Here is a 26,346-nt window from a genome sequence, read left to right on the forward strand (position 1 = left end):
AGGCATTTTTCCGTCAGGGCGTCCAGATCAGTCGTCGGTGCCGGAGTCGGTTTGGAAACCGTCGGTCGGCTCGGCGATCTGTTCTACGGGCGACTCGTTTGTGTAGCCGTCTTCCATGAACCGCATCTGCTCATCGGGGTTGAGTAGACCGTCGGCATCACCGTCGTATTCATCGAACTGCTGCTGGGTCAGGCCCTCGTTCATACCAGCCATTGTCGGGTAGTCGAACACGGCCTCTCGGTTCGGGTTGTTGTCCTGCGCAAAGCTTGCGCCGGCGGTCAGGGCAGAAATGGCGAACACAGTTGCAATCGTCTTCATCGGGTAACTCCTGTTACGTTCAGTCCCGTTATGGGGATCGGCAGGTCAACAGGCAACTTCCCTGTAAGTTTCCTTCATCCCGCGACCACGGTTCGCCGCCAATGCGTGGTCCGACGCTCCCATTGTTGCAGGATAAGATACTCTATCGCCAGCATCACGCCCACGAAGGACAGCGAGTAGGCCAACACATACCCGACCTCGAACAGTTGAAAATATAGGTGAATCTGGAAGCCGACCCCGTTCGAACGGCCCAGGAACTCGACCACCAAGACGATCTTCCAGATGATCGCCAGCCCGTTGCGCGTGCTGGCCGCGACGAAGGGCCAGAGCTGCGGCATGATGACATGGGCAAGCCGCGCACCCCGCGACATGCGAAATGCGCGGGACATATCCGTCAGCTTCGGGTCCAGCGCCCAGACACCTTCGCGGATGTTGACCGCGACCATGGCCGACTTGTTCACGCAGATCGCTGTGATCGCCGCGACCTCGTTCAGCCCGATCCACAGGTAGCACAGCACGATCACCACCAGTGCGGGCACGTTCAACGCCACCACCACCCATGGCCCGAACCAGCGGTTCAGCGCCGGAACCAAGCCCAACGCCAGCCCGATGATCATTCCCACCGCCATGGCGATGGAAAAGCCCATGACCACGCGGAACAGCGTCCAGCCCATGTGGAACCACAGCTCTCCGGTGGAGGCCTCGGCTGCTGCAATCTGCGCTACCTCCCACGGGCCTGGCAGGATCTCTGGGTCCGCCGACAGCCACGCGGCAAAGACCCACAGTCCGACCAGCCCCACAAGAGACAGGATCAGCGTCTGGGCATCGGGATCGCGGGGGTTCGTCATGCGGCCAGAGTGCGCGCCCCGCGCGCCCGCCGCATCGCGACCTTCGTCCCATATTTAAGGCGCCTGCGGCTTTCTATCGTTTCGGCATGCATCTGCGCCACGCCCTTGTCTGCCTGCTGTGTCTGCTGCCCTTCGCAGTGGTGGCAGACCCGACGCCGCGAGAGGATTTGGCCCCCCACGTCGCCCCCCCGATGGAGCTTGGCGCGGCGCTGAACGATCAGGGTGTCTACGAGTTGTTGAACTCTGGCGGCGCGCAGGCCGGCTACGTGTTCGAGACCGAACCGATGGCCCCCCTGCCCGGCTTCTCCGGCGCGCCGGTCAATGCACTGGTGACACTCGACCTCGACGGTCGGTTCCTCGACGTGACGCTCTTGTCGCATAACGAGCCGATCTTCGTGTCCGGCCTGCCCGAAAACCTGTTCTACGACTTCTTCGAGCAATACTCCGGCAACTCGATCTCGGACAGTCTGGTCGTCGGCACGCCCTACGGTGACGAGTCCCAAGGCGGCTCTGCGCTGGTCTATCTGGACGGCGTGACCAAGGCGACGGCCAGCGTGCGGATCGCACATGAATCTATCTTGGCCGCTGCCCTGCAAGTCGCACGCGAACAAATGGGCGGCGTCGCCACCGGCCCGCCGGCCTACCCCGACATGACGGTGTCCGAAGACCTAACATGGGATGACTTGGTCGCCGAGGGTATCGTCACGCATCACACCGTCACCAACGCCGAGGTCCAGGCCGCCTTCGCTGGCACCCAATGGGCCGACGACGACCCAGAAGCTGCGAATGATCCAGACGGCCTGTATCTGGACCTGTGGCTCGTGGATCTTGGTCCCCCATCCGTCGCCCGCGCTCTTCTGGACGACGACGGCTACGCAGCGCTGCAAAACTTCATGGAGATCAGCGACAACGACGAGCCGATCTTGGCGGTGGAAACCGCGCGGCACGGGTTGGTGTCGGAAGACTTCATCCGCAACACGTCGCCCGACTGGGTCAGCGCGGAACAAGGCGGCTTTCCCGTGGCCCTGCGCGATGCGGATCTTCTGTTCGGTCTGAACGATGATGTGCCCGACGCCCTGCATGATGCCGTCGATTTCGGATCGGGGATGATCCTGCGCACCGACCGTAGGTTGGGTCTGGACCCCGCCGCCCCGTGGACCTTCAAGGTCGCCGCCACGCGCGAGCATGGCATGTTCCGGCCCGAAACCGGGTCGGTCACGCTGGAAACGGAAGTCTCCAGCCCCGAACGCTTCTTCGCCCGGCCCGTGGTCCGCAAACCCACCCCCGCCTGGGTCGAGGCGCTGCGCAACCGCGCTGTCGATCTGGTCATCACCGCAACATTCCTGACGGTTCTGGTGGGCCTGCTCGCCTTTGGCCAGAACCGCTTCGCGGCCATGCGCCACTACACCGCCGCGCGCCTTGCGATCCTGGCTTTCGTGCTGGGGTTCATCGGCTGGTGGGCCCAAGCGCAGCTATCCATCGTTACGCCCCTGGGCATCCTGCGCACCGCATACCAGGGCGGCAGCTACGCGTTCCTGCTGTACGATCCGGTGTCTTTACTGGTCTGGACCGTCGCCATTCTTGGCTTCGTCGCTTGGGGCCGGGGCCTGTTCTGCGGCTGGCTCTGCCCGTTCGGCGCCCTGCAAGAGTTCGCCGCGCACCTCGGTCGCATCCTGCGCATCCCGCAAATAGAGCCATCGGCGCGGTGGGACGCGCGCCTGAAGTGGGTGAAATACGTCATCCTCGCCAGCCTCGTCTTCGGGGTCTTCTGGACACCCCAGCAGCTTGATACGACGGTAGAGGTCGAGCCGTTCAAGACCGCCATCACAACCTACTTCATCCGCGATTGGTACTACGTGGTCTACGCCGTGTTCTGGCTGGTGCTGGGCATGACGTTGTTCAAGGGCTTCTGCCGCTACGTCTGTCCCTTGGGCGCGGTCATGGCCATCGGCGGCTTGTTGCGGGGCCGCGACTGGATCGAGCGCCGCGCCGAATGCGGATCGCCCTGTCAGCTCTGCCGCGTGAAGTGCCGCTACGGTTCAATCGAGAAATCCGGTAAGATCGACTATTCCGAGTGCTTTCAATGCCTCGACTGCGTGGCGATCCACGACGATCCAGACCGTTGCGTGCCCTTGATCGTCGACACCAAGCGCCGCCGCCGCGCCGCCGCTGGCCACCCGAACGCCGGGGTGCCCGCAGAATGAGACGCCGCCGCTTCCTTGCCCTCTCAGCCGCCTTCGCCACCATGGGCGCCAGCGCTGCGCCGATCCGCTGGCAGGGCCGCGCGCTGGGGGCCGAAGTCTCTCTGACCCTGCGCGCACCAGAGGCGCAGGCGCGCGCCGCCATCGGTGATATCGCAGCACTGCTTGAGACGGTCGAAGCGGAGTTCTCCCTCTACCGCCCGTCTTCACTGACCAAACTGAACCGCACGGGCCGCCTACGCCCCTCGCCCATGTTCCGCGACCTAATGAAGAAGGCCGACACAGCACACCGCCTGACCGATGGCCTCTTCGATCCCACCGTTCAGCCCCTGTGGGACGCGCAGGCAAAGGGCCACCCGCTGCCCCGCCACCTTGTCGGTTGGGACCGCGTCGAACAGGGGCGCTCGATCCTGCTCGGCCACGGTCAGGCGCTGACCTTCAATGGCATCGCGCAGGGCTATGCGACCGACCTTGCCCGAGACCGCTTGCACGCGCTTGGCCTGATGAACATCCTTGTGAACATCGGCGAATACGCAGGCTCCGGTGGCCCGTGGCGCATCGGGATCGAAGACCCGGCCCACGGCCCCATAGCCACCACAACGCTGATCAACGGCGCGATCGCCACCTCCAGCGCCGCACCTTTCGGCGTTCCGCACATCTTCGGGCCGACCGCGCCGCGCTACGCCACGGTCTCGATCCAAGCAGACCAGGCCTGGCGCGCCGACGCTCTTTCCACCGCCGCGATCCTCGCCGATGCCCCCCTCCTTCAGCGCCTGCGCGCTGCCGAAGGTGTCCACCGTATCACCACGGTGACCACCGACGAACGGGTCGCCACGCTCTGACTTCTTTGTTTTTTCAAATACTCAAATCCCGCAGTCTCAAAACGAAAAACGCCCCGAAGCGATGCTCCGGGGCGCAATTCAGTCCGTGATGGGCAGACCTAGCAGGCCGCGACACCTCGCTTGGTCATCACCTTCACCAGATGCGCACGGTAGTCGCCCGTGCCGTGCAGGTCGGAGATCATGCCCGACCCGTCCGGCGTGGACAGACCGTCCACCGCATCCGCAGAGAAGTTCGACGACAGCGCCTCTTCCGCTTCGGTCCAGCGGAACACGCCGGACTCCGACGCGCCGGTGACGGCGACGCGCACGCCATCGGAGAACTTCGCCACGAACACAGCCGTCAGCGGGAAGCGAGAGGCAGGTTGGATGAACTTGGCGTAATTCGCCTTTTCCGGCACGGCCATCTTCACGGCGGTGATGATCTCGCCCTCTTCCAGAGCGGTCATGAACATGCCCTGGAAGTAGTCATCAGCTGCGATCTCGCGGGTGTTGGTCACGACCGTACCCTTGGATGCCAGCAGACCCGCCGGATAACAGGCAGACGGGTCGTTGTTCGCCAGCGATCCGCCGATGGTCCCGCGTGAGCGGACCGACGGATCGCCGATACGGCCCGCCAATGACGCCATCGCCGGATAGCTGTCCTTCAGCTCGCGCATCACGGTGGCGTGGGTGGTCGCGCCACCGATCCACAGCCCGTCACCTTCGGACTTCACGCCCTTCATCTCTTCGATGGCGGTCAGGCTGACCACTTTCGACGGCATCGCCAGGCGCTGCTTCATCGTCGGCATGAGGGTCTGCCCACCCGAGAAAGCGATGGCCTCTTCGGTCTTCAGGGCCTCGACGGCAGCGTCAACGCTGGTGGGGCGCTCGAATTCGAAATTATACATGTTGGATCCTATCCTCTTGTGGGGAAGCGGGGGCGGTCACGCCGCCCCCGATCCATCATCCGGCTTGATCGACCGAGCGGCCTTCAGCTGTGTTCGTCGATCCGGCGGCGGGTTGCTCCGCCCCCATGTTCGAGCGCGCTCCGTTCATGGCGGCCCACACCCGGTCCGGGGACGCAGGCATGTTCAGGTGTGGCACGTCGTAGCCGCCCCGGTTCAGCGCATCGAGCACGGCATTGATGACCGCAGGGGGCGAACCGATGGCTCCGGCCTCGCCGCAACCCTTCACACCCAGCGGGTTGTGCGTGCAGGGCGTGACGCAAGAATGATCCACCTTGAACATCGGCAGGTCGGACGAACGCGGCATCGCGTAGTCCATGTAGCTGGCAGAGATCAGCTGGCCGTCCGCATCATAGGCGCAGTTCTCCATCAGCGCCTGACCGATGCCCTGTGCCACACCGCCGTGCACCTGACCTTCGACGATCATCGGGTTGATGACGTTGCCGAAGTCGTCCGCAGCGGCAAAGGCCACGACGTCCACCTTGCCGGTCTCTTCGTCCACCTCGACCTCGCAGACGTAGCCGCCAGAGGGGTAGGTAAAGTTGGCCGGGTCGTAGAACGCGGTTTCCTCTAGGCCCGGCTCGATGTCTTCAAGCGGGTAGTTGTGCGGCACATAGGCGGCCAGCGTCACATCACCCCACGCCACCGACTTGTCGGTGCCCGCAACGGTGAATGCGCCGTCCTTCAGTTCGATGTCGCCTTCAGAGGCTTCCATCAGGTGCGCCGCGATCTTCTTGGCCTTGTTGATGACCTTCTCGGCGGCACGAACCATGGCCGACCCACCGACCGCGATAGAGCGCGATCCGTAAGTGCCCATGCCCATGGGCGTGCGGGCCGTATCGCCGTGGATGATATCGATCTGGTCGGGGTCGATCCCGATCATTTCGGAAATCACCTGTGCAAAGGTCGTCTCATGCCCTTGCCCGTGGCTGTGCGATCCGGTCATCACGCTGATCGAGCCGGTAGCATTTACCCGCACGGTAGCGGATTCGTACAGACCGGCACGCGCGCCCAACTGGCCCACAAGGTTCGACGGCGCGATGCCGCACGCCTCGATGTAGTGCGCCAGACCAAAGCCGCGCAGCTTGCCGTTCTTCTTCGACTCCTCGGCGCGCTTTTCGAAGTTGGCGTGATCCGTCATCTCCAGCACACGGTCCAGCGTCGCATGATAGTCGCCGGTATCGTACTCCACGGCCACGGGGGTGGCGTAGGGAAACTCGGTGATGAAATTCTGGCGACGCAGCTCGATGGGTGAGACGCCCAGTTCACGCGCCGCTTGATCCACCACACGCTCCAACTGGAACGTCGCCTCGGGACGGCCCGCGCCGCGATAGGCGTCGACCGGCACCGTGTTGGTGAAGACGGCCTTCACGTTCACGTAGATCAGCGGGGTCTTGTAGTTGCCCGCCATCAGAGTGCCGTGCAGCCATGTGGGGACCGAGGGCGCGAAGGTGGACAGGTAGGCGCCCATGTTCGCGTAGGTTTCCGTGCGCAGGGCGATGAAGTTGTTGTCCGCGTCCAGCGCCAGTTCGATCTTGGTCACGTGGTCACGACCGTGCGCGTCGGACATGAAGGCTTCCGAGCGGCTGGACGTCCATTTGACGGGCCGACGCAGGGCCTTGGCGGCGAAGGTGCAGAACGCCTCTTCCGCGTAGTGGAAAATCTTTGTGCCGAAGCCGCCGCCCACATCGGGGGCGACCACGCGCAGCTTGTGCTCGGGGATGCCCAACACGAAAGCGCCCATCAGCAGGCGGATGACATGGGGGTTCTGACTGGTCGTATACAGCGTGTATTCGTCCTGCGCAGGGTTCCAGTCGCCCACGGCGACGCGCGGCTCCATGGGGTTCGCAACCAGACGGTTGTTCACCAGTTCCAGCGTCGTGACGTGCGCGGCGTTCTTGATTGCGTCGTCCACTGCCTGCTTGTTGTCCTCGACGAAGCCCCAGTCGTAGCACAGGTTGCTGGTCAGATCGTCGTGCACCTTGGGCGCGCCGTCCTTGACCGCCTCCTTCATGTCGATAACGGCGGGCAGTTCTTCGATGTCCAGCTCGATCGCCTCGGCGGCGTCACGGGCCTGGGCGAGCGATTCTGCAACGACGACGGCGATGGGATCGCCCACGTGGCGCACCTTGCCTTCGGCCAGCACGGGGTGCTTCGGCTCTTGCATGGGCTGGCCGTCGATGGACGTGATCTGCCATCCGCAGGGCACACCGCCCACGCCTTCGAAGTCCTTCGATGTGAAGACTTTCACAACGCCGGGCATGGCTTCGGCAGCCTCGATCCCGATGTTGTTGATCTTTCCGTGCGCCACGTCAGAGCGCAGGAAGTAGGCGTAGGTCTGGTTGTGGATGTTGATGTCATCCGTGTACTGGCCAGTGCCTTGCAGGAACCGGACGTCTTCGCGACGCTTATTGGATGCGCCGATGCCACCATCTTTGGGCATGTTGATCTCCTCCCTAGTGGGGGTTCACCCCCCGAAGCTGTTTATTCCGCAGCGACCGCCTGAACGTCCTGTCCGGACGCGGCCATGATCGCCTTGATGATGTTGTGATAGCCCGTGCAGCGGCAGATGTTGCCTTCCAGATGGTGCCGAATCTCGGCTTCCGTGGGCTTGGGGTTGTCTTTCAGCAGCGCCGTCGCCGCCATTACCATGCCCGGCGTGCAGTAGCCGCATTGCAGGCCGTGGTAGTCCTGGAACGCCTGCTGCACTGTGTTCAACGAGCCGTCCGCGTTCTGCATCGCCTCGATGGTCGTCACTTCGGACCCGTCAGCCTCTGCCGCGAGAACCGAGCAGGACTTCACCTGTTCGCCGTTCATATGAACCGTGCAGGCCCCGCACTGCGAGGTGTCGCAGCCCACGTGCGTTCCTGTCAGGCGAAGATCCTTGCGCAGGAAATCGACGAGCAGCGTGCGGCCCTCGATCTCTCCGGACACGGTCTTGCCGTTCACCTTCATCTCGATCTTCATGTCATTCCTCCCGATCGTCGTATTTTCTAGGTAGCAGACCGCAGTCCGAACCACTTGCGTTTCTTTGTCTCATCATTGCCGTCGACCTCTTCGGCGGTCGCGACGGCTTCCTGCGTGGGGCTGGCATCGGCGTCGCCACCCTCCACGCGCGTCTTGAAATCCTCGAAGAATTGGTCGGCCATCTTCTTGGCAAAGCCGTCGATGATCCGGCTGCCCAATTGCGCCAGCTTGCCGCCCACCTTCGCCTCGACGTCGTAGTCCAGCCGCGTCTGGTTGGGCCCCTCTTCCGACAGCACGCATTTCGCGCCGCCCTTGGCAAAGCCTGCCGCGCCACCCTTGCCTTCGCCTTGCAAGTGCAGGCTTTCGGGCTCGTTCATGTCGGTCAGATTGACAGCGCCTTTGAACGTCGCCTTTACGGGGCCGACCTTCTGGACCACCGTTGCCTCGAACCCGTCTTGCGGGTTTCCGTCCATCTCTGTGCAGCCGGGCACGCAATCCTTCAGCACGTCCTTGTCCAGAAGTGCGGCCCAGACGTCGGCGCGCGGGGCTTCGATGATGCGGTGTCCACTTAGTTCCATGTGGCGGGTCTCCCTTGTCGAAACGCTAGGTCCGTCACGGGTCGCCGCGATATAGGACCAATGGATAGGTTTCAGGTTTCGCTAGCGGTATTCCGGCGCAGTGTGCGTCAGACCGTAGCTTGCGTAAATCTCTTCGATGCGGCCAGAGGTCAGTGCCTCTCGCAGCGCGTCGTCCACCGTGTAGGCCAGCGGACGGTAGGCGAAGTGGACCCCCACGCCCAGCGTCCATTGCCCCCGTGCCAGCCCCGCCAGGGGCGGCTGGTGTATTCCGATGCCATCGTCCGCGCCCCATTCCAGCTGCGCGCGTGGCCCCATCGCCGCCATAACCTCGCCTTCGGCCAATGCGTCCATGCCTTCGGCCAGTGTGGCAAAGCGACGAATGCCGGTGTTCAATTGTCCACCCGCGAAGTTCGACAGGTAGAAGTCCGACAGTGAGTCATTCTCGACCGCGACGGTGTCGAAGCGGAAATAGGCAGGGACCGGCTTTTCCTCTGGATACTCTGCCTCGGCATAGGCGATCGCGATGACCTCCTGCGCGTACTGCCCGGTGAAGACGACCTGCTCGACCCGGCAGGCATACGCACTGTCATAGGGCACGCGCATCATGACGTTGGACACTGCGCCGCCGACGATCCCGCCACGCCACACGTTGTTGCGCAGGTCGGCGTCCAGGTTTTCACCCGCGCCGACGAACCGATAGCGCGGCTCGACGCCCACGTAATCCGCGATCAGCGCCGCGATCTCGACATCCACGCCACGGGGCTGCCCGCCCTCTTCCCAGGAATAAGGTGGGAAGTCCTCGTATAGCGCGAAAGTCATCCACCCGCGCTCTACGATCGTATCCATGTCCTGCCCGACGATGTCGCGCCCGACGTTCTGCGGTTTGGGCTGCGGCACGTAATCGGCGCAGGGGTCTTGCGCTGTGGCCGGGCCCGCAAGCCCGAGCGTCATCGCAACGAAAAGCGCCCGGATCATTGCGCGGAGGACAGCCCGACCGTCAGCGTCTCGGACGCCGTCTTGATCCCGGCCTGCGTACCGTCAAGCTGCTGACTGGCCCGCCAAGCGACAGAGTCGGCAACCGGCGCGCCCGACAGCGTTTCGATGTTCGCCGCGATGTCGTCCAGCTGCTGCTTGACCGCGTCCACGTCGCCCACGGCATTCGGATCATCGGCCCAGCGCACCAACTCGTCGCGGATCTGGCCCAGCGGCTCGCCATTATCGTCCACCATATCACCGTCGGCGCGCGTTTCGACGTAGGTACGGATGGCCCAAGCCGCCTCTTGACCCAGCAACTCTCCGAACGCGGGCATCTTGGTCGTGCCGTTCTGAGTCACGCCTTCGCGGAAGCGCTCGACATACCATTCGTCGCCATATTCCTCGGCTTCCAGATAGCGCAGATCGGGGGCCAGACCGCCCGATACCGCGCCCAGACCGTGACAGCGCGCGCAGTTCTGGTTGTAGCCCGAGGCGCCAATCTCAATCGCCTTCATCCACACCTCTTCACCCGCGGCTTCTACGCGGTAAGGGTTCTCGGTCAGCCAGTCCTCGCCCACCTCGGGCAAGGCGCTCGTGTCCACGGCTTGCGGGGTCACGTCGCCGTGGGCGTGGGCCATTCCGGCCAGAGCAAGGGCAAAAATTGCGGTCGTACGAAACATCGGTATCCTCCCGGTAAAACTTGCTGGCACGTTACGGCGCGGCGCGGGGCAGACCTATTAGACCAAGGTGTCCAATCGGTCTGACACGGCCCGGACCAAAGTCGCATACCTGATGCGCGGGCCGGTGGTAGCGTCGGTGTTCAGGGAGGAGTTTTGCCGATGCGCCTGTTGGTCATGATCACGCTATTGTGGGCCGGTCCCACCGCCGCGCAGGATGTCGCGCTGCACTACCTGCACGTACGCGTGCCGCAACCGCCCACCCTGTCCGCGCTCGACCCGATCCCGGAAGACCGCGGCATCGCAGGTGCGCAGCTTGGCGTAGACGACAACGCCACGACGGGCCGCTTCCTTGGCCAGACCTATACGCTGACCACATCCGACGTCGCGGTAGACGCTGACATCGCCGCCGCGGCCCGCACGGCGCTTGCCGAGACCGATCTGCTGATCCTGGACGCGCCCCGCGATGCAGCCCTTGTCATCGCCGATCTGCCCGAAGCGGAAGACGCGTTGATCTTCAATACCACCGCGCAAAACGTCGACCTGCGCGACGCCGCCTGCCGCGCCAACTTGCTGCACACCGCGCCCAGCCTTGCGATGCGCACCGACGCGCTGGCCCAGTTCTTCGTCACCCGCCGCTGGGACGATCTGGTGATGATCGCGGGCGGCGATCCGGGCGACCAAGCCTACGCGGCGGCGATGGAAACCTCGCTTACCAAATTCGGACTGAAACTGGATGCCCGCAAGGAATGGCGGTTCGACGCCGACATGCGCCGCAACGCCAGCGCCGAAGTGCCGCTGTTCACGCAAGATTTCGGCGACTACGATGTGCTGCTGATCGCTGACGAGCTTGGCGATTTCGGGCGCTACGTTCTTTACAACACATGGCTGCCCCGGCCCACCGCAGGCGGTGAAGGCCTCGTCGCCCAAGCCTGGGCTCCGGCCGTCGAGCAATGGGGTGCTGCGCAACTGCAATCGCGTTTCACCGATGCCACGGGCCGCAACATGACACCGGAAGACTACGCCGCTTGGGCCGCCGTCCGCACGATTGGCGAGGCCGTGACCCGCACCAGTGCAACCGACGCCGCCGCCCTGCGCAGCTTCATCCTGTCAGCGGATTTCGAACTGGCCGGCTTCAAGGGCCGCCCCCTGACCTTCCGCGCGTGGAACGGCCAAATGCGCCAGCCCATCCCGCTCGTCCATCCGCGCGCCGTCGTCGCCACAGCACCGCTTGAAGGGTTCCTGCATCAACGCACGGAACTCGACACGTTGGGGCTGGACGAAGGCGACAGCGCCTGCACAGCCTTCGACTGAAAGGGCCAAACGATGATCCGCACACTGCTTTGCACCACGCTTCTAGGCACGCCCGCCTTGGCCGACGAAATCTGGGTGACGAATGAAAAAGACAACACGATTAGCGTGATCGACATCGATACGCTGGAAGTCACGCGCACCATCGAAACCGGTGAGCGCCCCCGCGGCATCACCTTCGCCCAAGACTATTCGGTCGTCTACGTCTGTGCCTCCGACAGTGACGCGGTGCAGGTGATCGACCCCGACACAGGCGAGATCCTGCACGATCTTCCCTCTGGTGAAGACCCCGAGCAATTCGCCCTGCACCCGGATAACCGCCGCCTCTACATCGCGAATGAGGACGATGCGATCACGACGGTCGTGGATACCGAAACCCGCGAAGTCATCGCGCAGATCGATGTCGGGATCGAGCCTGAAGGCATGGCCGTCAGCCCCGATGGCACCATCGCGATCACCACTTCCGAAACGACCAACATGGCCCATTGGATCGACACGGACACGCAAGAGCTTTTCGCCAACACCTTGGTCGACAGCCGCCCCCGCCACGCCGAATTCGTCAAGGACGGCGCAGAGATGTGGGTCTCATCCGAGATCGGCGGAACGATCAGCGTGTTCGACGTGGAAACCCAGGCGGAACTGGCAAAGATCGACTTCGACCTGCCGAACATCCACCCGGACCGCGTCCAGCCCGTAGGCTTTGAGTTGACACCGGACGAGGCCACAGCCTTCGTCGCCCTTGGCCCGTCGAACCACGTCGCCGTGGTGAATGCGCAGACCTACGAGGTCGAGGACTACATCCTCGTCGGTCGTCGTGTCTGGCACATGGCCTTCAACGGGGACGGCACGCAGTTGTTCACGACCAATGGGATCTCCGGCGACGTGACCGTCATCGACGTGGACAGCCGCAAGGCCGTGAAGACGATCAAGGTAGGACGCTTCCCATGGGGGGCGGCCTACCGGCCCACGTCCGGCTGATGGCACATATCGCGCAAATCGGTTCCAGATCTGGTTCTTACATCACCCGAAACTTGATCATTTCGCGCATGTTCGGCCACGTCACCTCATGACCGGGCTGCGCGTCGATGATCTCTCCTTCGCCTACGGCGCGAAACAGGCGCTGGATAAGGTCAGCCTTCGTGCGAAACCGGGCAGCTTCACCGCCCTCCTCGGCCCAAACGGCGCAGGTAAGTCCACCCTCTTCGCGCTGCTCACCCGCCTCTTCACCACCCGCAATGGATCGATTCACATCGCGGGTCACGACCTGCAACGCGCGCCGCTCAAAGCCCTCGGCGCACTCGGCGTCGTGTTCCAGCAATCGACGCTCGACCTTGATCTGACCGTCCAACAGAACCTCGCCTATTTCGCAGCCCTTCATGGCCTGACGCCCATCGCCGCCAAACCGCGCATCGCCGCCAGCCTCGACCGCCTTGGCATGGCCGAACGCGCCCATGAAAAGGTGCGCGCCTTGAACGGCGGTCACCGGCGACGGGCCGAAATCGCGCGCGCGCTTCTCCACGACCCAAAGGTTCTGCTGTGCGACGAGCCGACGGTCGGCCTTGACGCCGCCGCGCGCGCGGCGATCACCGACCACGTCCATGCCCTCGCGGCCTCTGGCATCTGCGTCCTTTGGGCGACGCACCTGACGGACGAGGTCCGCCCCGACGATCACCTGATCATCCTGCACCAAGGCCGCATCCTGCGCGACGGCACCACCAAAGAGATCGCCGCCGACCAGCCCCTCTCCGACACCTTCCTGTCGCTCACGGCCGCCCCCGCATGATGCTTCTTTGTTTTCAAAAATACTCAAAGCCTGCCCGCGATGCAGGGTGCGCGGCATGAAATACCTCACCGCCCTTGCGGCCATCGTCGCGCGCGAAGCGCTGCGGTTCGTCCATCAACGCGAACGCTTCCTTGCCGCCTTGGTCCGCCCCCTCGTCTGGCTGCTGGTCTTCGCCGCGGGCTTTCGGGCGGCCCTAGGTCTGTCCATCACGCCGCCCTACCAGACCTACATCACCTACGAGACCTACATCGTTCCGGGCCTGTGCGGCATGATCCTGCTGTTCAACGGAATGCAGTCGTCGCTCAGCCTTGTCTACGACCGTGAGATGGGGTCGATGCGGCTGCTGTTGACCGCCCCGCTGCCGCGCTGGTGGCTACTTCTGTGCAAACTGATCGGAGCAACCGCGATCTCGATCCTGCAGGTCTACGCATTCCTCTTCATCGCCTGGCTCTTCGATATCACGCTGCCGGGCTGGGGCTACGTGACGGTCCTGCCCGCACTGATCCTCGCGGGTCTCATGCTAGGCGCGCTGGGCCTTGCGCTGTCATCTTTCGTTAAGCAACTGGAAAACTTCGCGGGCGTGATGAACTTCGTGATCTTCCCGATGTTCTTTCTTAGCTCCGCCCTCTATCCCCTTTGGAAGATGGCAGAATCCTCACCGCTCTTGCGCGACATCTGCCTGGCCAACCCCTTCACCCACGCGGTCGAACTGATCCGCTTCGCCCTGTATGTCGAGCTGAACCCATGGGCGTTGCTCTGGACCCTGCTGGCGACACTCGCCTTCGGCCTGTTGGCGATCTGGGGATACGATCCGGCGCGCGGTCTGGTGCGGCGCAAGGGCTGACTAACGGCTTGCGATCTCGCCCAGTTTCGGCGCGTTGCGGCGGTCGGACGCGATGCGGGCGGGTGGGCCGCCGAGTGTGATCACGCGGGTCGCCAACCGCTCGGCCTCTGCTTCCACATGGGTCACCAGAAGCGTCGCGACACCCGTTTCATGCTTCAACCGCGTGAACAGCGTCATCATTTCGTCCACCAGCACCGGGTCCAGCGAGACGAATGGTTCGTCCATCAGCAAAAGCGACGGGCGCGCGGCGAAGGCGCGGGCCAATGCAAGGCGCCGTTGCTGACCAAGCGAGAGTTGCAGCGGGAACGCCTGCCCGCGACCCATCAAGCCGACTGAGTCCAGCAGGTCCAACGCACCGTCCCGGCCAATTCCAGTGGGGATCGTCAGGTTCTGCAAGCAGGTCCGCCACGGCAGCAGCGTCGGCTCTTGGAAGATGACTGACGTCGTGCCCCGCGCGTCGATGCGCCCGCGATACCCGGTCTCCAGTCCTGCGATGCAACGCAGAAGCGTCGTCTTGCCGATGCCGGACGGTCCGACCAGCGCGACTGTCTCGCCCGGAGCCAAGTCAAAGGCGACATTGGCAAGCACGTCCGTGCCGTCATACCGCAGACCGTCCAGCGCGACCGACAGGATCGGTCGCGCCTTTTCGGCTGGATCGGGCACGGCCCTTAGCACCTAGCTGCCCGGCTGCAGGAAGGTGCCTTCGGGCAGGCTTGTGGCTTCGCCCACCAATTCTTCGCCGCCCAGTTCCGCCATCAAAGACAGCATCGTGTTCGCGGCGTCTTCATCTACCGGCCCCTCTGCCGGGATCCCGGCGCGGAAGCCCGCGACGAGCGCTTCGAACTGCGCGTCGGTGTCGGCATTCATCTTGGGGCGCAGCGCCTCCCATGCCGCGTCATCTCCGGCCAACAGATCTTTAGCGTCGCGGCTGGCCGCCGCCAAGCCGTTCACCAGATCGGGGTTCTGCTCGAGCATTTCGCCCTTCACGACGTAGCCGAGCAACGGCGTCTCCGGGTCCAGCCCCATGGCTTCGGCGGCATCCGCGATGTCGATGATCTTGCGCATCCCGTCCGCTTCCATCTTCGCCATGAAGTGCCAGTAGTTGATGGCCCCCGCGAAATCGCCGCCCGTCGCCGTTTTGTAGATCAGCGGGGGTGCGCCGTAGACCTGCTCGGTCTCGCCCGCCAGATCGAAGCCCAACTCACGCTGCGCATAGGCCTGCAGGATCAGCCAGGATTTATCCAGCGGTCCGCCCGCGATACCAATCTTGCCGCCCGCCAGGTCCGCGAGTGTCTGCGCCTCGCTGCCTTCGGGCACCATCACGCCGCCCACGGCCTTGGAATAGGGGATGAACACGTAGTCGCGCCCTGCCGCCCGCTGCCGCGCCACCCACAGCCAGTCGGACACGATCACATCGGTCTCTCCGCCTTGGAACGCGATCTCACCGGCAGAGCCGCTGGCCACGCCGTTCACGTCCAGATCAAAGCCGTTCGCGGTGTCGAAGCCGTTTTCGGTGATCGTCGTCAGCTCCCAGTTCACCGTGCCGAACTTCAGCACCGAGGCTTTCAGAACGGGCAGATCCTGCGCGACCGCCGTACCCGTCAAAACCAGTGCCATCGCAGCACCGCCCAAGAATTTCATGAACATTGCGTCCTCCCGTTTGGAGCCACCCTGCCCCCGCATGCGCCAACCCGGAATACGACCAATGGGGGGGCCGCTTTGGCCCGTCCTACGACCATTGGCCAATTCAGATGACGCTGCGTCTGTCAGAAGGTCGTGACGGGTCACTGTGCCAGCCGGACGGGCGACGGCGCGGATCCACAACAGGGAGGATACCGAATGAACCGCTTCGTCCTGGCCGTCTGCGCCAGCCTAATTGCCCCCGGTGCCGTCTTGGCGCAGGGCGTCACCGAAGAGATGATCGCGAACGACGCCGCGACGCCCGAAGACATCCTGACCAACGGCATGGGCCGCAGCCTTCAGCGCTACAGCCCGCTGGAGACGCTGAACAAGGAGAACGTCGCGAACCTGGTGCCCGCATGGGCCTTCTCGCTCGGTGGCGAAAAACAGCGGGGGCAGGAAACCCAACCGCTGATTCATGACGGCATCATGTATATCACCGGGTCCTATTCGCGTCTTTACGCGCTGGACGCGATGACCGGCGAAGAGCTGTGGCAGTACGACGCCCGCCTACCCGAGGGTATCCTGCCCTGCTGTGACGTGGTGAACCGCGGCGCGGCGATCTTTGAGGACAAGGTCATCTTCGGCACGCTGGACGCGCGTCTGGTGGCGCTGGATGCCAAGTCCGGCGACGTGGTCTGGCGCGACAAGATCGCCGACTACAAGGCGGGCTATTCCTATACGGCAGCCCCCATGATCGTGAATGGCCTGGTCATCACCGGCAATTCCGGCGGCGAATTCGGGGTGGTCGGTGAAATCCAGGCCCGCGATGCAAGCACTGGCGAGATGAAGTGGACCCGCCCCGTGATCGAGGGCCACATGGGCACGCTAGACGGTGAAGAGTCGACCATGACGGGAGAGTTGAACGCCACATGGCCGGGCGACATGTGGAAAACCGGCGGCGGGGCGACCTGGCTTGGCGGTTCCTACGACGACCGCACCGACACTATCATCATGGGCACGGGCAACCCAGCCCCCTGGAACAGCCACCTGCGCGGCGCAGGCCAGCCCAGCGAAGACGGCATGGGCGACAACCTATATGCCGCCTCGCGCCTTGGGATCGATCCCGCTACGGGCGAGATCAAGTGGCACTTCCAGTCCACCCCGCGTGAAGGCTGGGACTACGACGGTGTGAACGAAGTCGTCGCGTTCGAAGGCGAAGACGGTACGCCTTTGCTTGCCACCGCAGACCGCAACGGGTTCTTTTACGTGCTGAACGCGGAAGACGGCAGCTTCGTCTCGGCCGCGCCTTTCGTGAAGGACATCACCTGGGCCGAAGGTATCGACGAGAACGGACGCCCGATCTTCGTCGAAGAAAACCGCCCCGGCGATCCCTCTGCCGCTGCCGATGGCAACAAGGGAGAGATCGTCTTCTCCAGCCCCGGCTTCCTGGGTGGCAAGAACTGGATGCCGATGGCCTACAGCCAGAACACCGGCCTCTTCTACGTGCCCTCCAACGAGTGGGGCATGGATATCTGGAACGAGCCCATCACCTACAAGAAGGGCGCGGCCTACCTGGGTTCGGGCTTCACCATCAAGCCCAACTACGAAGACCACATCGGTTCGCTCAAGGCCATCGACCCGGCCACTGGCGAGTGGGTGTGGGAGTTCAAGAACGACGCCCCGCTCTGGGGTGGCGTGATGACGACCGCGGGCGGTCTTGTCTTCACCGGCACGCCCGAAGGCAAGTTCATCGCGTTCGACGACGAGACGGGCGAAGAGCTTTGGTCCTTCCAGACCGGTTCCGGCATCGTCGGTCAGCCCGTTACCTGGGAGCAGGACGGCGAGCAGTATGTCTCTGTCATCTCCGGCTGGGGCGGCGCTGTTCCGCTATGGGGCGGTGAGGTCGCCAAGAAGGTGAACTACTTGAACCAGGGCGGCCTGCTCTGGACGTTCAAACTGCCCCGCCAGCTGGCGTCGGCACAGTAAGGGCTTCTCCCTGCCGGGCAACCGGCCCTTTTGGCGGCGCATCGCAAGATGTGCCGCTTTTTTTGTGTGGGACCGGCGTGCACCCCCACGACTAACGGACAGGTGACGCCGCCGGATGCCGCGCTTATCGTGATCCCATGATGCAGAACCAGACCGCCCCGACCCATCCGCAACGCGCGCTTGTCATCGACGACCATCCGATGTTCTGCGACGCGCTGGAACTGACCCTGCGCAATGCCGCCGCGTTCGAGGACGTGGCCACAGCCGACAGTCTGACGACCGGGTTGGAGGTGCTCAGCCGGGATGGCCCACGTGACCTGATCGTGCTGGACCTGAACCTGCCAGATGTGTCTGGCTTCGACGGACTGATCCGTATGCGCACGCAGGCCCCGGACACCCCCGTCATCGTCGTGTCCTCCATGGCCGAGAACGCGATCATCAGTGCGGCCATCGACGCCGGGGCCTCTGGCTACGTGCCCAAGCACGCCCCCCACTCGGAATTTCGCGCAGCCCTCGACGCCATCGCGCAGGGCAGCACTTACCTGCCCGAGCAATACGTTGAATGCCCCCAGCCATCGGACCGCGCCGATGCCGTGACGCGCCTGCGCTCATTGACCGCGCAGCAGGCCCGCATTCTGGAACTGATCTGCGACGGCAAGCTGAACAAGCAGATCGCCTTCGACCTGTCGATTGCCGAGACCACGGTGAAAGCCCACGTCACCGCGATCATGCGCAAGCTGGCGGTGCAGTCCCGCACGCAGGCCGTTCTGGTCGCGCAGCAGGCCAAGTTCGCGGCGATCTTGCCAAGCGCCGACGCCTGACACATCCTTCCCCCAGGGAGGATCGCGTGACAGCGCAGAATTCGCACATTGTCGCGGAGCAACCCGGCTTTGCCGGCCTGCTGTCGCGCGCCTGCGTTCCGGCTGACGCCGGGATCGGCGCGCTTGTGGAAGCGCTTGGCCCCAAGCCACTGGCGCACCTGTTCCTCTTCGTCTCTCCGGAAGCCGACTTCCACGCGCTGATCGCAGAAGCCCGCAAAGCGTTCCCCGACACGACTCTGACCGCCTGCACCACCGCCGGAGAGATCGGACCGGCGGGTTACACCGAAAACACCATCGTCGCCCTTGGTCTGCCCCGCGCGCATTTCGCGACGCGCACGATCCTGGCCGAACCCTTGCAGGCGTTGGACATTGCGGCGGTTGCAGATGCCGTGGTGCGTGCCCGGATGGCACTGGTGGAAGATGCCCCGCAGTTCGCGACCACCTTTGCCTTCGTCATGATCGACGGCCTTTCGTTGCGTGAAGATTCGCTTTTGGCGGCTCTTGCCCCCTCGCTTGGGGCCATGCCGATCTTCGGCGGCTCGGCTGGCGACGGTCGGACCTTTGCGCAAACGCTCGTCGCACATGACGACGCAATCCACACCGACGCGGGCGTCTTGACGCTGATCGCAACCGATGCCCGCGCCCATGTCTTCAGCCTTGACCACATGACCCCGACCGAAACGCGCATGGTCGTGACCGACGCCGATCCAGAGGCGCGCATTGTCCGCCGGATTAACGGCGCACCCGCCGCTGCCGAATACGCCCGCATCGTCAACCGCGATCCCGGCCAGTTGGACAGTTTTACCTTCGCCGCCCACCCTGTGGTCGTGCGCATGGGCGAACGGCACCACGTTCGCTCGATCCAGCGGGTGACACCGGACGGCGCGCTAATCTTCTTTTCGGCCATCGACGAAGGCATGGTTCTGTCCGTCGCCACGTCAGAGCCGATCGCGGCCCATCTGGACCGTGAACTCGCATCCCTGGCCATGGGCGATCAGATGCCCGACATCATCGCCTGCGACTGCATCCTGCGCCGGATCGAAGCCGAGGAGCATCAGCAAAGCCGCTCTGTCAGCGATGTGCTGGCGCGCTACGGCGCAACCGGCTTTTCGACCTATGGCGAACAAATCGGGCGCATGCACATAAACCACACCATGACGGGCGTCGCCCTTTATCCCCCCGAACCACGATGACCAACACCTCTGCCTTGATCGACAACTCTGAACCGCTGGAGCAGCAGAACGCCCGCCTCGTGCAGATCGCCGACGCACTGATGCGCAAGGTCGAGCGCGGCGAAGGCCCCGACGGTCTGGCCTACGCAGAGTTCGAGCGCGCGGCCCTTCTGGAAGCGCAGGTGCGCCAGCGGACGACTGATCTGGAACGCACACTGCAGCTGCTGCACACAGCCAACGCCGCCGCCGAGACCGCCCGTTCCAACCTTGCCGAAGCGGTCGAGTCCTTCTCGGAAGGCTTTGCGCTGTTCGATCAGGACGACCGGCTGGTTATGACCAACTCGCGCTTCTGCCGCGACCTGCGCGACGTGGCCCCGCGGGTCGAGCCGGGCCTTGCCTTCGCCGACTACGTCGCCCTTGTGTCGCGCTCGATCTACCTTGATCTGTCGGACGATGGCAGCGCCACCGACTGGCGTCGACACCGGCTGGAACGCCACGCCGACACCAGCACCGTCTTCAACGTCCGCCTGACCCGCGACCGTTGGCTTCAGGTCGGCGAACACCGGACCGCATCCGGCGGCACCGTCATCCTGCAAACAGACGTGTCGGACATCATGCGCGCAGAACGCGCCAAGCGTGACCGGATCATGGACGAGCAGGCGCAGATGGTGCGCGCCACGCTCGATCACCTGAACCAGGGCGTGTGCATCTTCGACAATCGCCGCCGGCTGGCGGGATGGAACCGCCGAATGGAGATGTTGCTGGATCGCCCCTTCGACGGCCACGTCATCGGCATCAGCTTCGACGCGCTGCTGGCGCGGCTGGACGAGCAGATCAAGTTTTCCGGCCTCTTCACCCGCGATCACCTGATGACCTGGGCGCGCAACACACGCCCTCGACGCCCGATCAGCTTTGAAGTGGCGCGTGGCACCGACGATGTACTGTCCGTCTTCGCGCAGGAACTGCCGGATCAGGGCTTCGTGATCTCGTTCACCGACGTTTCCGCCGAACGCGCAGCCGAACGCGCCTTACGCGACATGAACGAGACGCTGGAGCGCCGCGTCGCAGATCGCACCGAAGAGCTGGGCGATGCGCTGGAGGAAGCGCGCCGGGCCAACCGATCCAAAACGCGCTTCGTTGCCGCCGCCGGTCACGACCTTTTGCAACCCCTTTCGGCGGCCAAGCTGTTCGTGTCCTATCTGGAAGAGCACGCCGACACCGATCTTGGTCGCAGCACCGCGACCAAGGCCGTCTCGGCGCTGGCTTCCGTCGAAGACATCATCGAGGCGCTGCTGGACATCTCGAAGTTGGACTCCGGGCAGGCCGTGATGACCGTGCAGGACGTGCAGCTTGGCCGCATCCTGTCGTCCCTGCGCACCGAACTGACCCCGGCGGCAGAGGCGAAGGGCCTGGATCTGCGCATCGTCGACAGCACCCGAACCGTCCGCTCCGACCCGGTCTTCCTGCGCCGCATCCTGCAGAACCTTGTCACCAACGCGATCCGCTACACCGACGCGGGCCGCGTGTTGGTGGGTGCGCGCGCCGTTGGAGCGGATATGCGAATCGAGGTGCATGACACCGGTCCCGGCATTTCCTCCGAAGATCGGAAGGTGATTTTTCAGGAGTTCCGCCAACTCGGGCCGTCCGCCTCCGGCTCCAAGGGGCTGGGGCTGGGACTGACCATCGTGGAACGCGCCTGCGCCATGCTGGATCACCCCCTGAACCTGCGCTCTGCCACCGGACAGGGAGCGTGCTTTTCCGTCACCGCCCCACGCAGCGGTCCGATGGAACAGGATGTGTCGGCGTCTCTTCCCGGCAGCCCCGCCCCGCAAAGTACGAACCTTGTCGTGCTGCTGGTCGAGAATGACCCCGACCTGACCGATGCGCTGGTTTTGATGATCGAAAGCTGGAAAAGCCATGTGATCCACGCCGAAACCGGCGCCGCAGCGCTGGAATTGCTGGACGAGATCGACATCGTGCCTGACCGCATGATCCTCGACTATCAGCTTGGGGAGGGCATGACCGGCGTGGAAACGCTGGCTGCCCTGCGCGCGCGTCACGGCGCGATTCCCGCGGCAGTTATCTCGGCCAGCCGGAAGGAAGAAATCCGCCACGACTGCACCCGCGCCGGTGTGCAGCTTTTGCCCAAACCACTGGATAAAACGCGGCTGATCGCCTTCCTCGATGGGTATGACGGCCCACTTTAGGTGACGCAGCGCTGTGACGCGCAGGCCACGCATTCCCGCTATCGTTCGGCCACGGACGCCAATCCCCCAAGAACGCCGCGATTGCGCCGCATTTCGAAACCAACCTCGGAGAACCCCGTTTCTTCCGAAAGGACGATATCATGAGCCGCAATCAACCCCGCCCGACGAAGCCCATTCGTCCGCAGCCGCAAAAGCCCGTGCGCTTTACCGACTGGGCGGCCATCTAGTCTTGGACCCGTCGGCCTTCGCCCGCTAGACTGTCGGAATGGGAACACCACTCGACAGCCTGCGCAACATCGGGCCCGCCATGACCGACCGCTTCGTGCGGATCGGCATTCGCGATGTCGAAGGCTTCCGGGCCATGGGCGCGGATGCCGCCTACGCCCGGATGCTGACGGAAGGCGAGCGCCCGCATATCATGGTCTTTACCGCCATGGTGCTTGCCCTTCAGGGCCGCGACTGGCGCGCGCTTTCATCCGCCGACAAGGCAGACATCAAAGCGCGCTACACATCGTGTCGGACGTTGGTCGAAAAAGGCGAGCTGCCACCGCCCGCGCAAGACCCCGACGAGGCCGCCATCTCTCCTGAACTGTCCGCTTTTCTAGACCACATGGGCCTGTCGCCGCGCTAGGCTGGAACCCGCCAGCCCCTCGCGCCGTTCGGCTACCATGAACACGCATCCCAAACTCGCTCGGCTGGAAAAGCTGGACCGCCTCTCACGCCGCATGGACACGGCTTTCCGCATTCCGATCATCGGAAAGCGCGTCGGCTGGGACGGTATCCTTAGCATCCTGCCGGTCGTCGGTGACACCGTCGCCTTCGCGCCTGCCGCCTACATCGTACTGGAGAGCCACCGGATGGGCCTGCCTCGGCACAAGGTCATCCGTCAGGGCATCAACGTGGGCATCGACTACCTTGTCGGCTCGATCCCCATCATCGGCACACTGTTCGACATCGGCTTCAAGGCCAACCGCGCGAACGTGGCTATCCTGCGCGACCATGTAGAGCGTGAGACGCAGGCCGAATTGAAGGACGTGACACCCGGCGGCGGTGCGCTGTCATCCCATCACCCTTCGATTGGCGACCGGGTGTAGCGTCGAGTTCAAGCGAACGCCTGACGTCAAACTTCCTGATGCAAAATGCAAACGGCCCGGACAATGCCGGGCCGCTGCGCAAATCTGTCTGAACCGGCTTAGCCGACCAGTTCGAGACCTGCGAAGAAGTAGGCAATCTCTTCCGCAGCGGTTTCCGGAGCATCGGATCCGTGAACCGAGTTTTCGCCAACGGATTCCGCATACTCGGCACGGATTGTGCCTTCATCGGCTTCGGCGGGGTTCGTCGCGCCCATGACTTCGCGGTTCTTGGCGATCGCGCCCTCACCTTCCAGAACCTGAACGACCACCGGCTCGGAAGCCATGAATTCGGTCAGTTCGTCGTAGAAGGGACGTTCAGCGTGGACCTTGTAGAACTCACCCGCTTGCGCCTTGGTCAGGTGGATGCGCTTCTGTGCGACGATGCGCAGGCCGGCATCTTCGAACTTGGCGTTGATCTTGCCGGTCAGATTGCGGCGGGTGGCGTCGGGCTTGATGATGGAAAGCGTACGTTCGATGGCCATAAGGTGCCTCATTTCTGTGCGGACCGCCCCATGCGATCCCGTTGTTTCGGCGCCGCGATACCACGCACCCGCGCGGGTGAAAACCCGCTTCGCCCGTGTCGTACACCGCTTTCGCAATCGGCCCCTGGTTGCCCGTGCATCGGCAAGAGTGAGCCGACCCTCACCCCGGCAGAGTCGCCGCCGCGATCCGACCCGCTACGTATCCATGCAGGCCAGACGGGCCGCCTTAGTCAGTAAAGGAAATTTATCATGTCCATCAAAACCCTACCGATCGTTCTTCTCACGATGGTTCTGGGCCTTGCCGCCTGCCAAGAAAGCGACAGCGACGAAACAGAGACCGACACGGAAGTCGAAAGCTCAGAAGAGGCAGATAGCTGACCCTGTATCGGCGGCGCAGGATAAGCGTCGCCGAATACTCGATACTCGGCCTTGGCATAATTGAACCACCACTGATGTCCGACCCGCTTTATGAACGATGCCGGTTGGCCTTGGATACGTTTCCGGCCTAGCGTTCCCCGTTTACCAGTGCAGAGGGATGCTCAATGACTGCCATCGTCGATTTTCTGAATACCGTCCTTTGGGGCTATGTCCTCGTTTACGGACTACTGGCCGTTGGGATATTCTTCACTTGGCGCACCGGCTTCGTCCAGTTCCGCCACTTCGGAGAATTCTTTCGCGTCATCGCCTCGTCGCGCTCGACCTCAAGCTCCGGTATCTCGCCATTCCAGGCCCTGACCATCAGCCTGGCCTCGCGCGTGGGCACCGGCAACCTCGCTGGTGTGGCGGTCGCGATCTATCTTGGCGGACCTGGTGCAATCTTCTGGATGTGGATGGTGGCCCTCGTAGGCATGGCGACGGCCTATGCCGAATCCTCGCTCGCCCAGCTTTACAAGACGCGCAACGCGGAAGAGCAGTATCGCGGCGGCCCCGCCTTCTACATGCACAAGGGCGTTGGATCGAAGGCCATGGGCTACGCCTTCTCCGTGGCGCTGATCCTGTCGTTCGGTCTGATCTTCTCTGCCGTGCAGGCCAATTCGATCTCGGTCGCCCTGGAAACCGCGTTCGAGGTGCCGCGCATCGTCACCGGCCTGATCGTGGCGGGCCTTGCGGGCGTCGTGATCTTTGGAGGCATCAAGTCTATCGCTCGTGTGGCCGAGAAAGTCGTGCCCGCCATGGCAGGCCTTTACATCCTCGTGGCGCTGTATGTGGTCGTGGTGAACATCACGGAAGTGCCCGGCGTGCTTGGCATGATCGTCGCCAACGCTTTCGGTTTCGAAGAGGCAGCAGGCGGTTTCGCGGGCGGCATAATGGTGGCCCTGCTGAATGGCGTGAAGCGCGGCCTCTTCTCGAACGAGGCTGGCATGGGCTCGGCGCCGAACATCGCCGCCGTTGCCGTTCCCGAACCTCACCACCCCTCGTCGCAGGGTCTTGTCCAGGGGCTTGGTGTCTTTATCGACACGCTTGTGATCTGTACTGCCACCGCGTTGATGATCCTGCTGTCGGGCGTCGTGGACTACTCGGAAGGCGCGCCCACCGGCATGGCCCTGACGCAGATCGCGCTGGACAGCCACATCGGCGCATTCGGTCCGTGGTTCGTTGGTCTGGCGATCTTCTTCTTCGCCTTCACCTCGATCCTCGGCAACTACTCCTATGCCGAAAACGCGATGGAGTTCCTGGGGTTGGGCAATAGGACGGCATTGTTGATCCTGAAGGCCATCGTGATTGCGATGGTGCTGTGGGGGTCGTTGCAAGCCGTGACGACGGTGTTCAACTTCGCCGACGCTTCCATGGCGGTGATGGCGACGATTAACCTCGTCGCGATCCTGATCCTCTCGAAGACGGTATTCAAACTGACCAAGGACTACTTTGGACAGCGTAAGTCCGGTCAGGAACCGATCTTCCGGGCATCAGAATACCCGGAACTCGGCGACGGCATCGACCGGACCATCTGGAACCGCGACGTGGCCGCCGAACGCGAATGACGCGACCCGGGGCCGGTCACATCGGCATGATCGGCCCCGAGACCTCTATGGACCGGCGCAGCTCTGGCTGCGCCGCGATCCGCTGCCAATAGCCTTGCACGACAGGCCAATCTTCCAGCTCTCCTGCCATATTCAGCATCGCCAGCTGATACATGATCTGCATGTCCGCCAGGCACAGCCGCTCTCCCATCAGCCAGTCGCGCCCTTCAAGCGTGTCCGACAGATAAGCCAGATGCGGTCGGATGGCGGCCCGATCATCGTCCGAAAGCGGTCGCCCTTTCAGCCTGTGCCAGAAGAACGGCCCCACCAGCCGCGCCAGCGTGCCTTCCGCGTAGTCCAGCCACTCATCGTGCCGTGCCTGCATCCGCGCGTCGCCTTCGGGCAGGAACCGCCCGTCTCCGTGGACGCGCTGCACATATCGCAGGATCGCCGCGCTCTCGGCCAATACGAAATCGTCATCCACCAACACCGGAGCCTTGCCCAAGGGATGCACCTGCGCCAACGCATCCGGCGCCTTGTAGGCCCCCGTCCGCTCGTAGCGCACCACCTTGTAAGGCACCTTCAGCGCCTCAAGCAGCCAGATCACCCGATGTGCCCGCGAAAAGGCAAGGCTATGAACAACGATCATCGCATCTCTCCCTCGATCCGACGC

26 protein-coding genes are annotated in these 26,346 nt (G+C 63.7%); 14 read left to right on the forward strand and 12 right to left on the reverse strand.

Annotated features, from left to right (window positions below):
* Window positions 1–27 precede the first annotated feature (27 nt).
* Together FIU81_RS10225 and FIU81_RS10230 are read right to left on the reverse strand one after the other, a co-directional pair.
* Window positions 28–318, reverse strand: a complete 291-nt coding sequence (locus FIU81_RS10225; protein ID WP_124111637.1) for a hypothetical protein — start codon at window positions 316–318, stop codon at window positions 28–30.
* Between the two features lie 74 nt (window positions 319–392).
* The gene (locus FIU81_RS10230) at window positions 393–1,166 is read right to left on the reverse strand and encodes an ABC transporter permease (protein ID WP_124111636.1); all 774 of its coding nucleotides are present in this window, start codon (window positions 1,164–1,166) and stop codon (window positions 393–395) included.
* Window positions 1,167–1,252: 86 nt separating this feature from the next.
* Here FIU81_RS10230 and FIU81_RS10235 point away from each other — a divergent pair, with 86 nt between their 5' ends.
* Complete coding sequence (locus tag FIU81_RS10235) at window positions 1,253–3,370, forward strand: 4Fe-4S binding protein (protein ID WP_124111635.1); 2,118 nt, start codon at window positions 1,253–1,255, stop codon at window positions 3,368–3,370.
* A complete protein-coding gene (locus FIU81_RS10240) occupies window positions 3,367–4,209 on the forward strand; it encodes an FAD:protein FMN transferase (RefSeq protein WP_124111634.1) in 843 nt (280 codons plus the stop codon). The genes FIU81_RS10235 and FIU81_RS10240 overlap by 4 nt, the downstream gene beginning before the upstream one ends.
* 98 nt (window positions 4,210–4,307) lie before the next feature.
* Here FIU81_RS10240 and FIU81_RS10245 read toward each other — a convergent pair whose 3' ends face one another.
* From FIU81_RS10245 to pedF, 6 genes are all read right to left on the reverse strand, one after another.
* Window positions 4,308–5,096: an FAD binding domain-containing protein gene (locus FIU81_RS10245; protein WP_124111633.1), complete on the reverse strand. Its 789-nt coding sequence runs from the start codon at window positions 5,094–5,096 to the stop codon at window positions 4,308–4,310.
* A gap of 55 nt (window positions 5,097–5,151) precedes the next feature.
* Entirely contained in the window at window positions 5,152–7,596 is a 2,445-nt protein-coding gene (locus tag FIU81_RS10250) for a xanthine dehydrogenase family protein molybdopterin-binding subunit (RefSeq protein ID WP_124111632.1), read from the reverse strand.
* A gap of 41 nt (window positions 7,597–7,637) precedes the next feature.
* Window positions 7,638–8,120, reverse strand: a complete 483-nt coding sequence (locus FIU81_RS10255; RefSeq protein ID WP_254695895.1) for a (2Fe-2S)-binding protein — start codon at window positions 8,118–8,120, stop codon at window positions 7,638–7,640.
* A gap of 26 nt (window positions 8,121–8,146) precedes the next feature.
* Window positions 8,147–8,698 carry a CoxG family protein gene (locus tag FIU81_RS10260; protein WP_124111631.1) on the reverse strand — a complete coding sequence of 184 codons (552 nt, stop codon included), beginning with the start codon at window positions 8,696–8,698 and terminating at the stop codon, window positions 8,147–8,149.
* Between the two features lie 81 nt (window positions 8,699–8,779).
* Window positions 8,780–9,673 carry a substrate-binding periplasmic protein gene (locus tag FIU81_RS10265; protein WP_124111630.1) on the reverse strand — a complete coding sequence of 298 codons (894 nt, stop codon included), beginning with the start codon at window positions 9,671–9,673 and terminating at the stop codon, window positions 8,780–8,782.
* Window positions 9,670–10,353, reverse strand: a complete 684-nt coding sequence (pedF, locus tag FIU81_RS10270) for a cytochrome c-550 PedF (protein ID WP_124111629.1) — start codon at window positions 10,351–10,353, stop codon at window positions 9,670–9,672. The genes FIU81_RS10265 and pedF overlap by 4 nt, the downstream gene beginning before the upstream one ends.
* 159 nt (window positions 10,354–10,512) lie before the next feature.
* Here pedF and FIU81_RS10275 point away from each other — a divergent pair, with 159 nt between their 5' ends.
* The 4 genes from FIU81_RS10275 (at window position 10,513) to FIU81_RS10290 (ending at window position 14,288) form a co-directional block, all read left to right on the forward strand.
* On the forward strand, window positions 10,513–11,664 hold the full coding sequence (locus tag FIU81_RS10275) for an ABC transporter substrate-binding protein (RefSeq protein ID WP_124111628.1): 1,152 nt from the start codon (window positions 10,513–10,515) through the stop codon (window positions 11,662–11,664).
* A 12-nt stretch (window positions 11,665–11,676) separates the two neighbouring features.
* The gene (locus FIU81_RS10280; RefSeq protein ID WP_124111627.1) at window positions 11,677–12,639 is read left to right on the forward strand and encodes a YVTN family beta-propeller repeat protein; all 963 of its coding nucleotides are present in this window, start codon (window positions 11,677–11,679) and stop codon (window positions 12,637–12,639) included.
* An 88-nt stretch (window positions 12,640–12,727) separates the two neighbouring features.
* The gene (locus FIU81_RS10285) at window positions 12,728–13,444 is read left to right on the forward strand and encodes an ABC transporter ATP-binding protein (protein ID WP_124111626.1); all 717 of its coding nucleotides are present in this window, start codon (window positions 12,728–12,730) and stop codon (window positions 13,442–13,444) included.
* A 55-nt stretch (window positions 13,445–13,499) separates the two neighbouring features.
* On the forward strand, window positions 13,500–14,288 hold the full coding sequence (locus FIU81_RS10290; protein WP_124111625.1) for an ABC transporter permease: 789 nt from the start codon (window positions 13,500–13,502) through the stop codon (window positions 14,286–14,288).
* Here FIU81_RS10290 and FIU81_RS10295 read toward each other — a convergent pair whose 3' ends face one another.
* A complete protein-coding gene (locus FIU81_RS10295; protein WP_254695896.1) occupies window positions 14,289–14,951 on the reverse strand; it encodes an ATP-binding cassette domain-containing protein in 663 nt (220 codons plus the stop codon).
* A 12-nt stretch (window positions 14,952–14,963) separates the two neighbouring features.
* Window positions 14,964–15,935 (reverse strand): ABC transporter substrate-binding protein, encoded by a 972-nt coding sequence (locus FIU81_RS10300; RefSeq protein WP_413816202.1) that lies wholly within the window; start codon window positions 15,933–15,935, stop codon window positions 14,964–14,966.
* A 192-nt stretch (window positions 15,936–16,127) separates the two neighbouring features.
* Here FIU81_RS10300 and FIU81_RS10305 point away from each other — a divergent pair, with 192 nt between their 5' ends.
* From FIU81_RS10305 to FIU81_RS10330, 6 genes are all read left to right on the forward strand, one after another.
* Window positions 16,128–17,897, forward strand: coding sequence for a PQQ-dependent methanol/ethanol family dehydrogenase (locus FIU81_RS10305; RefSeq protein ID WP_124111624.1), 1,770 nt, complete (start codon window positions 16,128–16,130; stop codon window positions 17,895–17,897).
* A 137-nt stretch (window positions 17,898–18,034) separates the two neighbouring features.
* Window positions 18,035–18,718, forward strand: coding sequence for a response regulator (locus FIU81_RS10310; protein WP_413816203.1), 684 nt, complete (start codon window positions 18,035–18,037; stop codon window positions 18,716–18,718).
* Between the two features lie 26 nt (window positions 18,719–18,744).
* Complete coding sequence (locus FIU81_RS10315) at window positions 18,745–19,911, forward strand: FIST N-terminal domain-containing protein (protein WP_254695897.1); 1,167 nt, start codon at window positions 18,745–18,747, stop codon at window positions 19,909–19,911.
* A complete protein-coding gene (locus FIU81_RS10320) occupies window positions 19,908–22,097 on the forward strand; it encodes a PAS-domain containing protein (RefSeq protein WP_124111622.1) in 2,190 nt (729 codons plus the stop codon). The genes FIU81_RS10315 and FIU81_RS10320 overlap by 4 nt, the downstream gene beginning before the upstream one ends.
* 265 nt (window positions 22,098–22,362) lie before the next feature.
* The gene (locus FIU81_RS10325) at window positions 22,363–22,728 is read left to right on the forward strand and encodes a TfoX/Sxy family DNA transformation protein (RefSeq protein WP_124111621.1); all 366 of its coding nucleotides are present in this window, start codon (window positions 22,363–22,365) and stop codon (window positions 22,726–22,728) included.
* Between the two features lie 37 nt (window positions 22,729–22,765).
* Window positions 22,766–23,191 (forward strand): DUF4112 domain-containing protein, encoded by a 426-nt coding sequence (locus FIU81_RS10330; protein ID WP_124111620.1) that lies wholly within the window; start codon window positions 22,766–22,768, stop codon window positions 23,189–23,191.
* 98 nt (window positions 23,192–23,289) lie between these two features.
* Here FIU81_RS10330 and ndk read toward each other — a convergent pair whose 3' ends face one another.
* On the reverse strand, window positions 23,290–23,712 hold the full coding sequence (gene ndk / locus FIU81_RS10335) for a nucleoside-diphosphate kinase (RefSeq protein WP_124111619.1): 423 nt from the start codon (window positions 23,710–23,712) through the stop codon (window positions 23,290–23,292).
* A gap of 249 nt (window positions 23,713–23,961) precedes the next feature.
* Here ndk and FIU81_RS17040 point away from each other — a divergent pair, with 249 nt between their 5' ends.
* Together FIU81_RS17040 and FIU81_RS10340 are read left to right on the forward strand one after the other, a co-directional pair.
* Entirely contained in the window at window positions 23,962–24,090 is a 129-nt protein-coding gene (locus tag FIU81_RS17040; RefSeq protein ID WP_256366142.1) for a hypothetical protein, read from the forward strand.
* 164 nt (window positions 24,091–24,254) lie between these two features.
* The gene (locus FIU81_RS10340; protein WP_124111618.1) at window positions 24,255–25,694 is read left to right on the forward strand and encodes an alanine/glycine:cation symporter family protein; all 1,440 of its coding nucleotides are present in this window, start codon (window positions 24,255–24,257) and stop codon (window positions 25,692–25,694) included.
* A gap of 16 nt (window positions 25,695–25,710) precedes the next feature.
* Here the strand turns inward: FIU81_RS10340 and FIU81_RS10345 are convergent, their stop codons facing one another.
* On the reverse strand, window positions 25,711–26,322 hold the full coding sequence (locus tag FIU81_RS10345; RefSeq protein WP_124111617.1) for a glutathione S-transferase family protein: 612 nt from the start codon (window positions 26,320–26,322) through the stop codon (window positions 25,711–25,713).
* Between the last annotated feature and the right edge of the window lie 24 nt (window positions 26,323–26,346).

The sequence above is a fragment of the Palleronia sp. THAF1 genome (genome assembly GCF_009363795.1).
In the GTDB taxonomy this organism is placed as follows: domain Bacteria; phylum Pseudomonadota; class Alphaproteobacteria; order Rhodobacterales; family Rhodobacteraceae; genus Palleronia.

What these genes read in the sequence shown, in the direction of transcription:
- FIU81_RS10225 (WP_124111637.1), bottom strand. Translation starts at nt 318, where the DNA reads ATGAAGACGATTGCAACTGTGTTCGCCATTTCTGCCCTGACCGCCGGC.
- FIU81_RS10230 (WP_124111636.1), bottom strand. Translation starts at nt 1,166, where the DNA reads ATGACGAACCCCCGCGATCCCGATGCCCAGACGCTGATCCTGTCTCTT.
- FIU81_RS10235 (WP_124111635.1), top strand. Translation starts at nt 1,253, where the DNA reads ATGCATCTGCGCCACGCCCTTGTCTGCCTGCTGTGTCTGCTGCCCTTC.
- FIU81_RS10240 (WP_124111634.1), top strand. Translation starts at nt 3,367, where the DNA reads ATGAGACGCCGCCGCTTCCTTGCCCTCTCAGCCGCCTTCGCCACCATG.
- FIU81_RS10245 (WP_124111633.1), bottom strand. Translation starts at nt 5,096, where the DNA reads ATGTATAATTTCGAATTCGAGCGCCCCACCAGCGTTGACGCTGCCGTC.
- FIU81_RS10250 (WP_124111632.1), bottom strand. Translation starts at nt 7,596, where the DNA reads ATGCCCAAAGATGGTGGCATCGGCGCATCCAATAAGCGTCGCGAAGAC.
- FIU81_RS10255 (WP_254695895.1), bottom strand. Translation starts at nt 8,120, where the DNA reads ATGAAGATCGAGATGAAGGTGAACGGCAAGACCGTGTCCGGAGAGATC.
- FIU81_RS10260 (WP_124111631.1), bottom strand. Translation starts at nt 8,698, where the DNA reads ATGGAACTAAGTGGACACCGCATCATCGAAGCCCCGCGCGCCGACGTC.
- FIU81_RS10265 (WP_124111630.1), bottom strand. Translation starts at nt 9,673, where the DNA reads ATGATCCGGGCGCTTTTCGTTGCGATGACGCTCGGGCTTGCGGGCCCG.
- pedF (WP_124111629.1), bottom strand. Translation starts at nt 10,353, where the DNA reads ATGTTTCGTACGACCGCAATTTTTGCCCTTGCTCTGGCCGGAATGGCC.
- FIU81_RS10275 (WP_124111628.1), top strand. Translation starts at nt 10,513, where the DNA reads ATGCGCCTGTTGGTCATGATCACGCTATTGTGGGCCGGTCCCACCGCC.
- FIU81_RS10280 (WP_124111627.1), top strand. Translation starts at nt 11,677, where the DNA reads ATGATCCGCACACTGCTTTGCACCACGCTTCTAGGCACGCCCGCCTTG.
- FIU81_RS10285 (WP_124111626.1), top strand. Translation starts at nt 12,728, where the DNA reads ATGACCGGGCTGCGCGTCGATGATCTCTCCTTCGCCTACGGCGCGAAA.
- FIU81_RS10290 (WP_124111625.1), top strand. Translation starts at nt 13,500, where the DNA reads ATGAAATACCTCACCGCCCTTGCGGCCATCGTCGCGCGCGAAGCGCTG.
- FIU81_RS10300 (WP_413816202.1), bottom strand. Translation starts at nt 15,935, where the DNA reads ATGTTCATGAAATTCTTGGGCGGTGCTGCGATGGCACTGGTTTTGACG.
- FIU81_RS10305 (WP_124111624.1), top strand. Translation starts at nt 16,128, where the DNA reads ATGAACCGCTTCGTCCTGGCCGTCTGCGCCAGCCTAATTGCCCCCGGT.
- FIU81_RS10310 (WP_413816203.1), top strand. Translation starts at nt 18,035, where the DNA reads ATGATGCAGAACCAGACCGCCCCGACCCATCCGCAACGCGCGCTTGTC.
- FIU81_RS10320 (WP_124111622.1), top strand. Translation starts at nt 19,908, where the DNA reads ATGACCAACACCTCTGCCTTGATCGACAACTCTGAACCGCTGGAGCAG.
- FIU81_RS10325 (WP_124111621.1), top strand. Translation starts at nt 22,363, where the DNA reads ATGGGAACACCACTCGACAGCCTGCGCAACATCGGGCCCGCCATGACC.
- FIU81_RS10330 (WP_124111620.1), top strand. Translation starts at nt 22,766, where the DNA reads ATGAACACGCATCCCAAACTCGCTCGGCTGGAAAAGCTGGACCGCCTC.
- ndk (WP_124111619.1), bottom strand. Translation starts at nt 23,712, where the DNA reads ATGGCCATCGAACGTACGCTTTCCATCATCAAGCCCGACGCCACCCGC.
- FIU81_RS17040 (WP_256366142.1), top strand. Translation starts at nt 23,962, where the DNA reads ATGTCCATCAAAACCCTACCGATCGTTCTTCTCACGATGGTTCTGGGC.
- FIU81_RS10340 (WP_124111618.1), top strand. Translation starts at nt 24,255, where the DNA reads ATGACTGCCATCGTCGATTTTCTGAATACCGTCCTTTGGGGCTATGTC.
- FIU81_RS10345 (WP_124111617.1), bottom strand. Translation starts at nt 26,322, where the DNA reads ATGATCGTTGTTCATAGCCTTGCCTTTTCGCGGGCACATCGGGTGATC.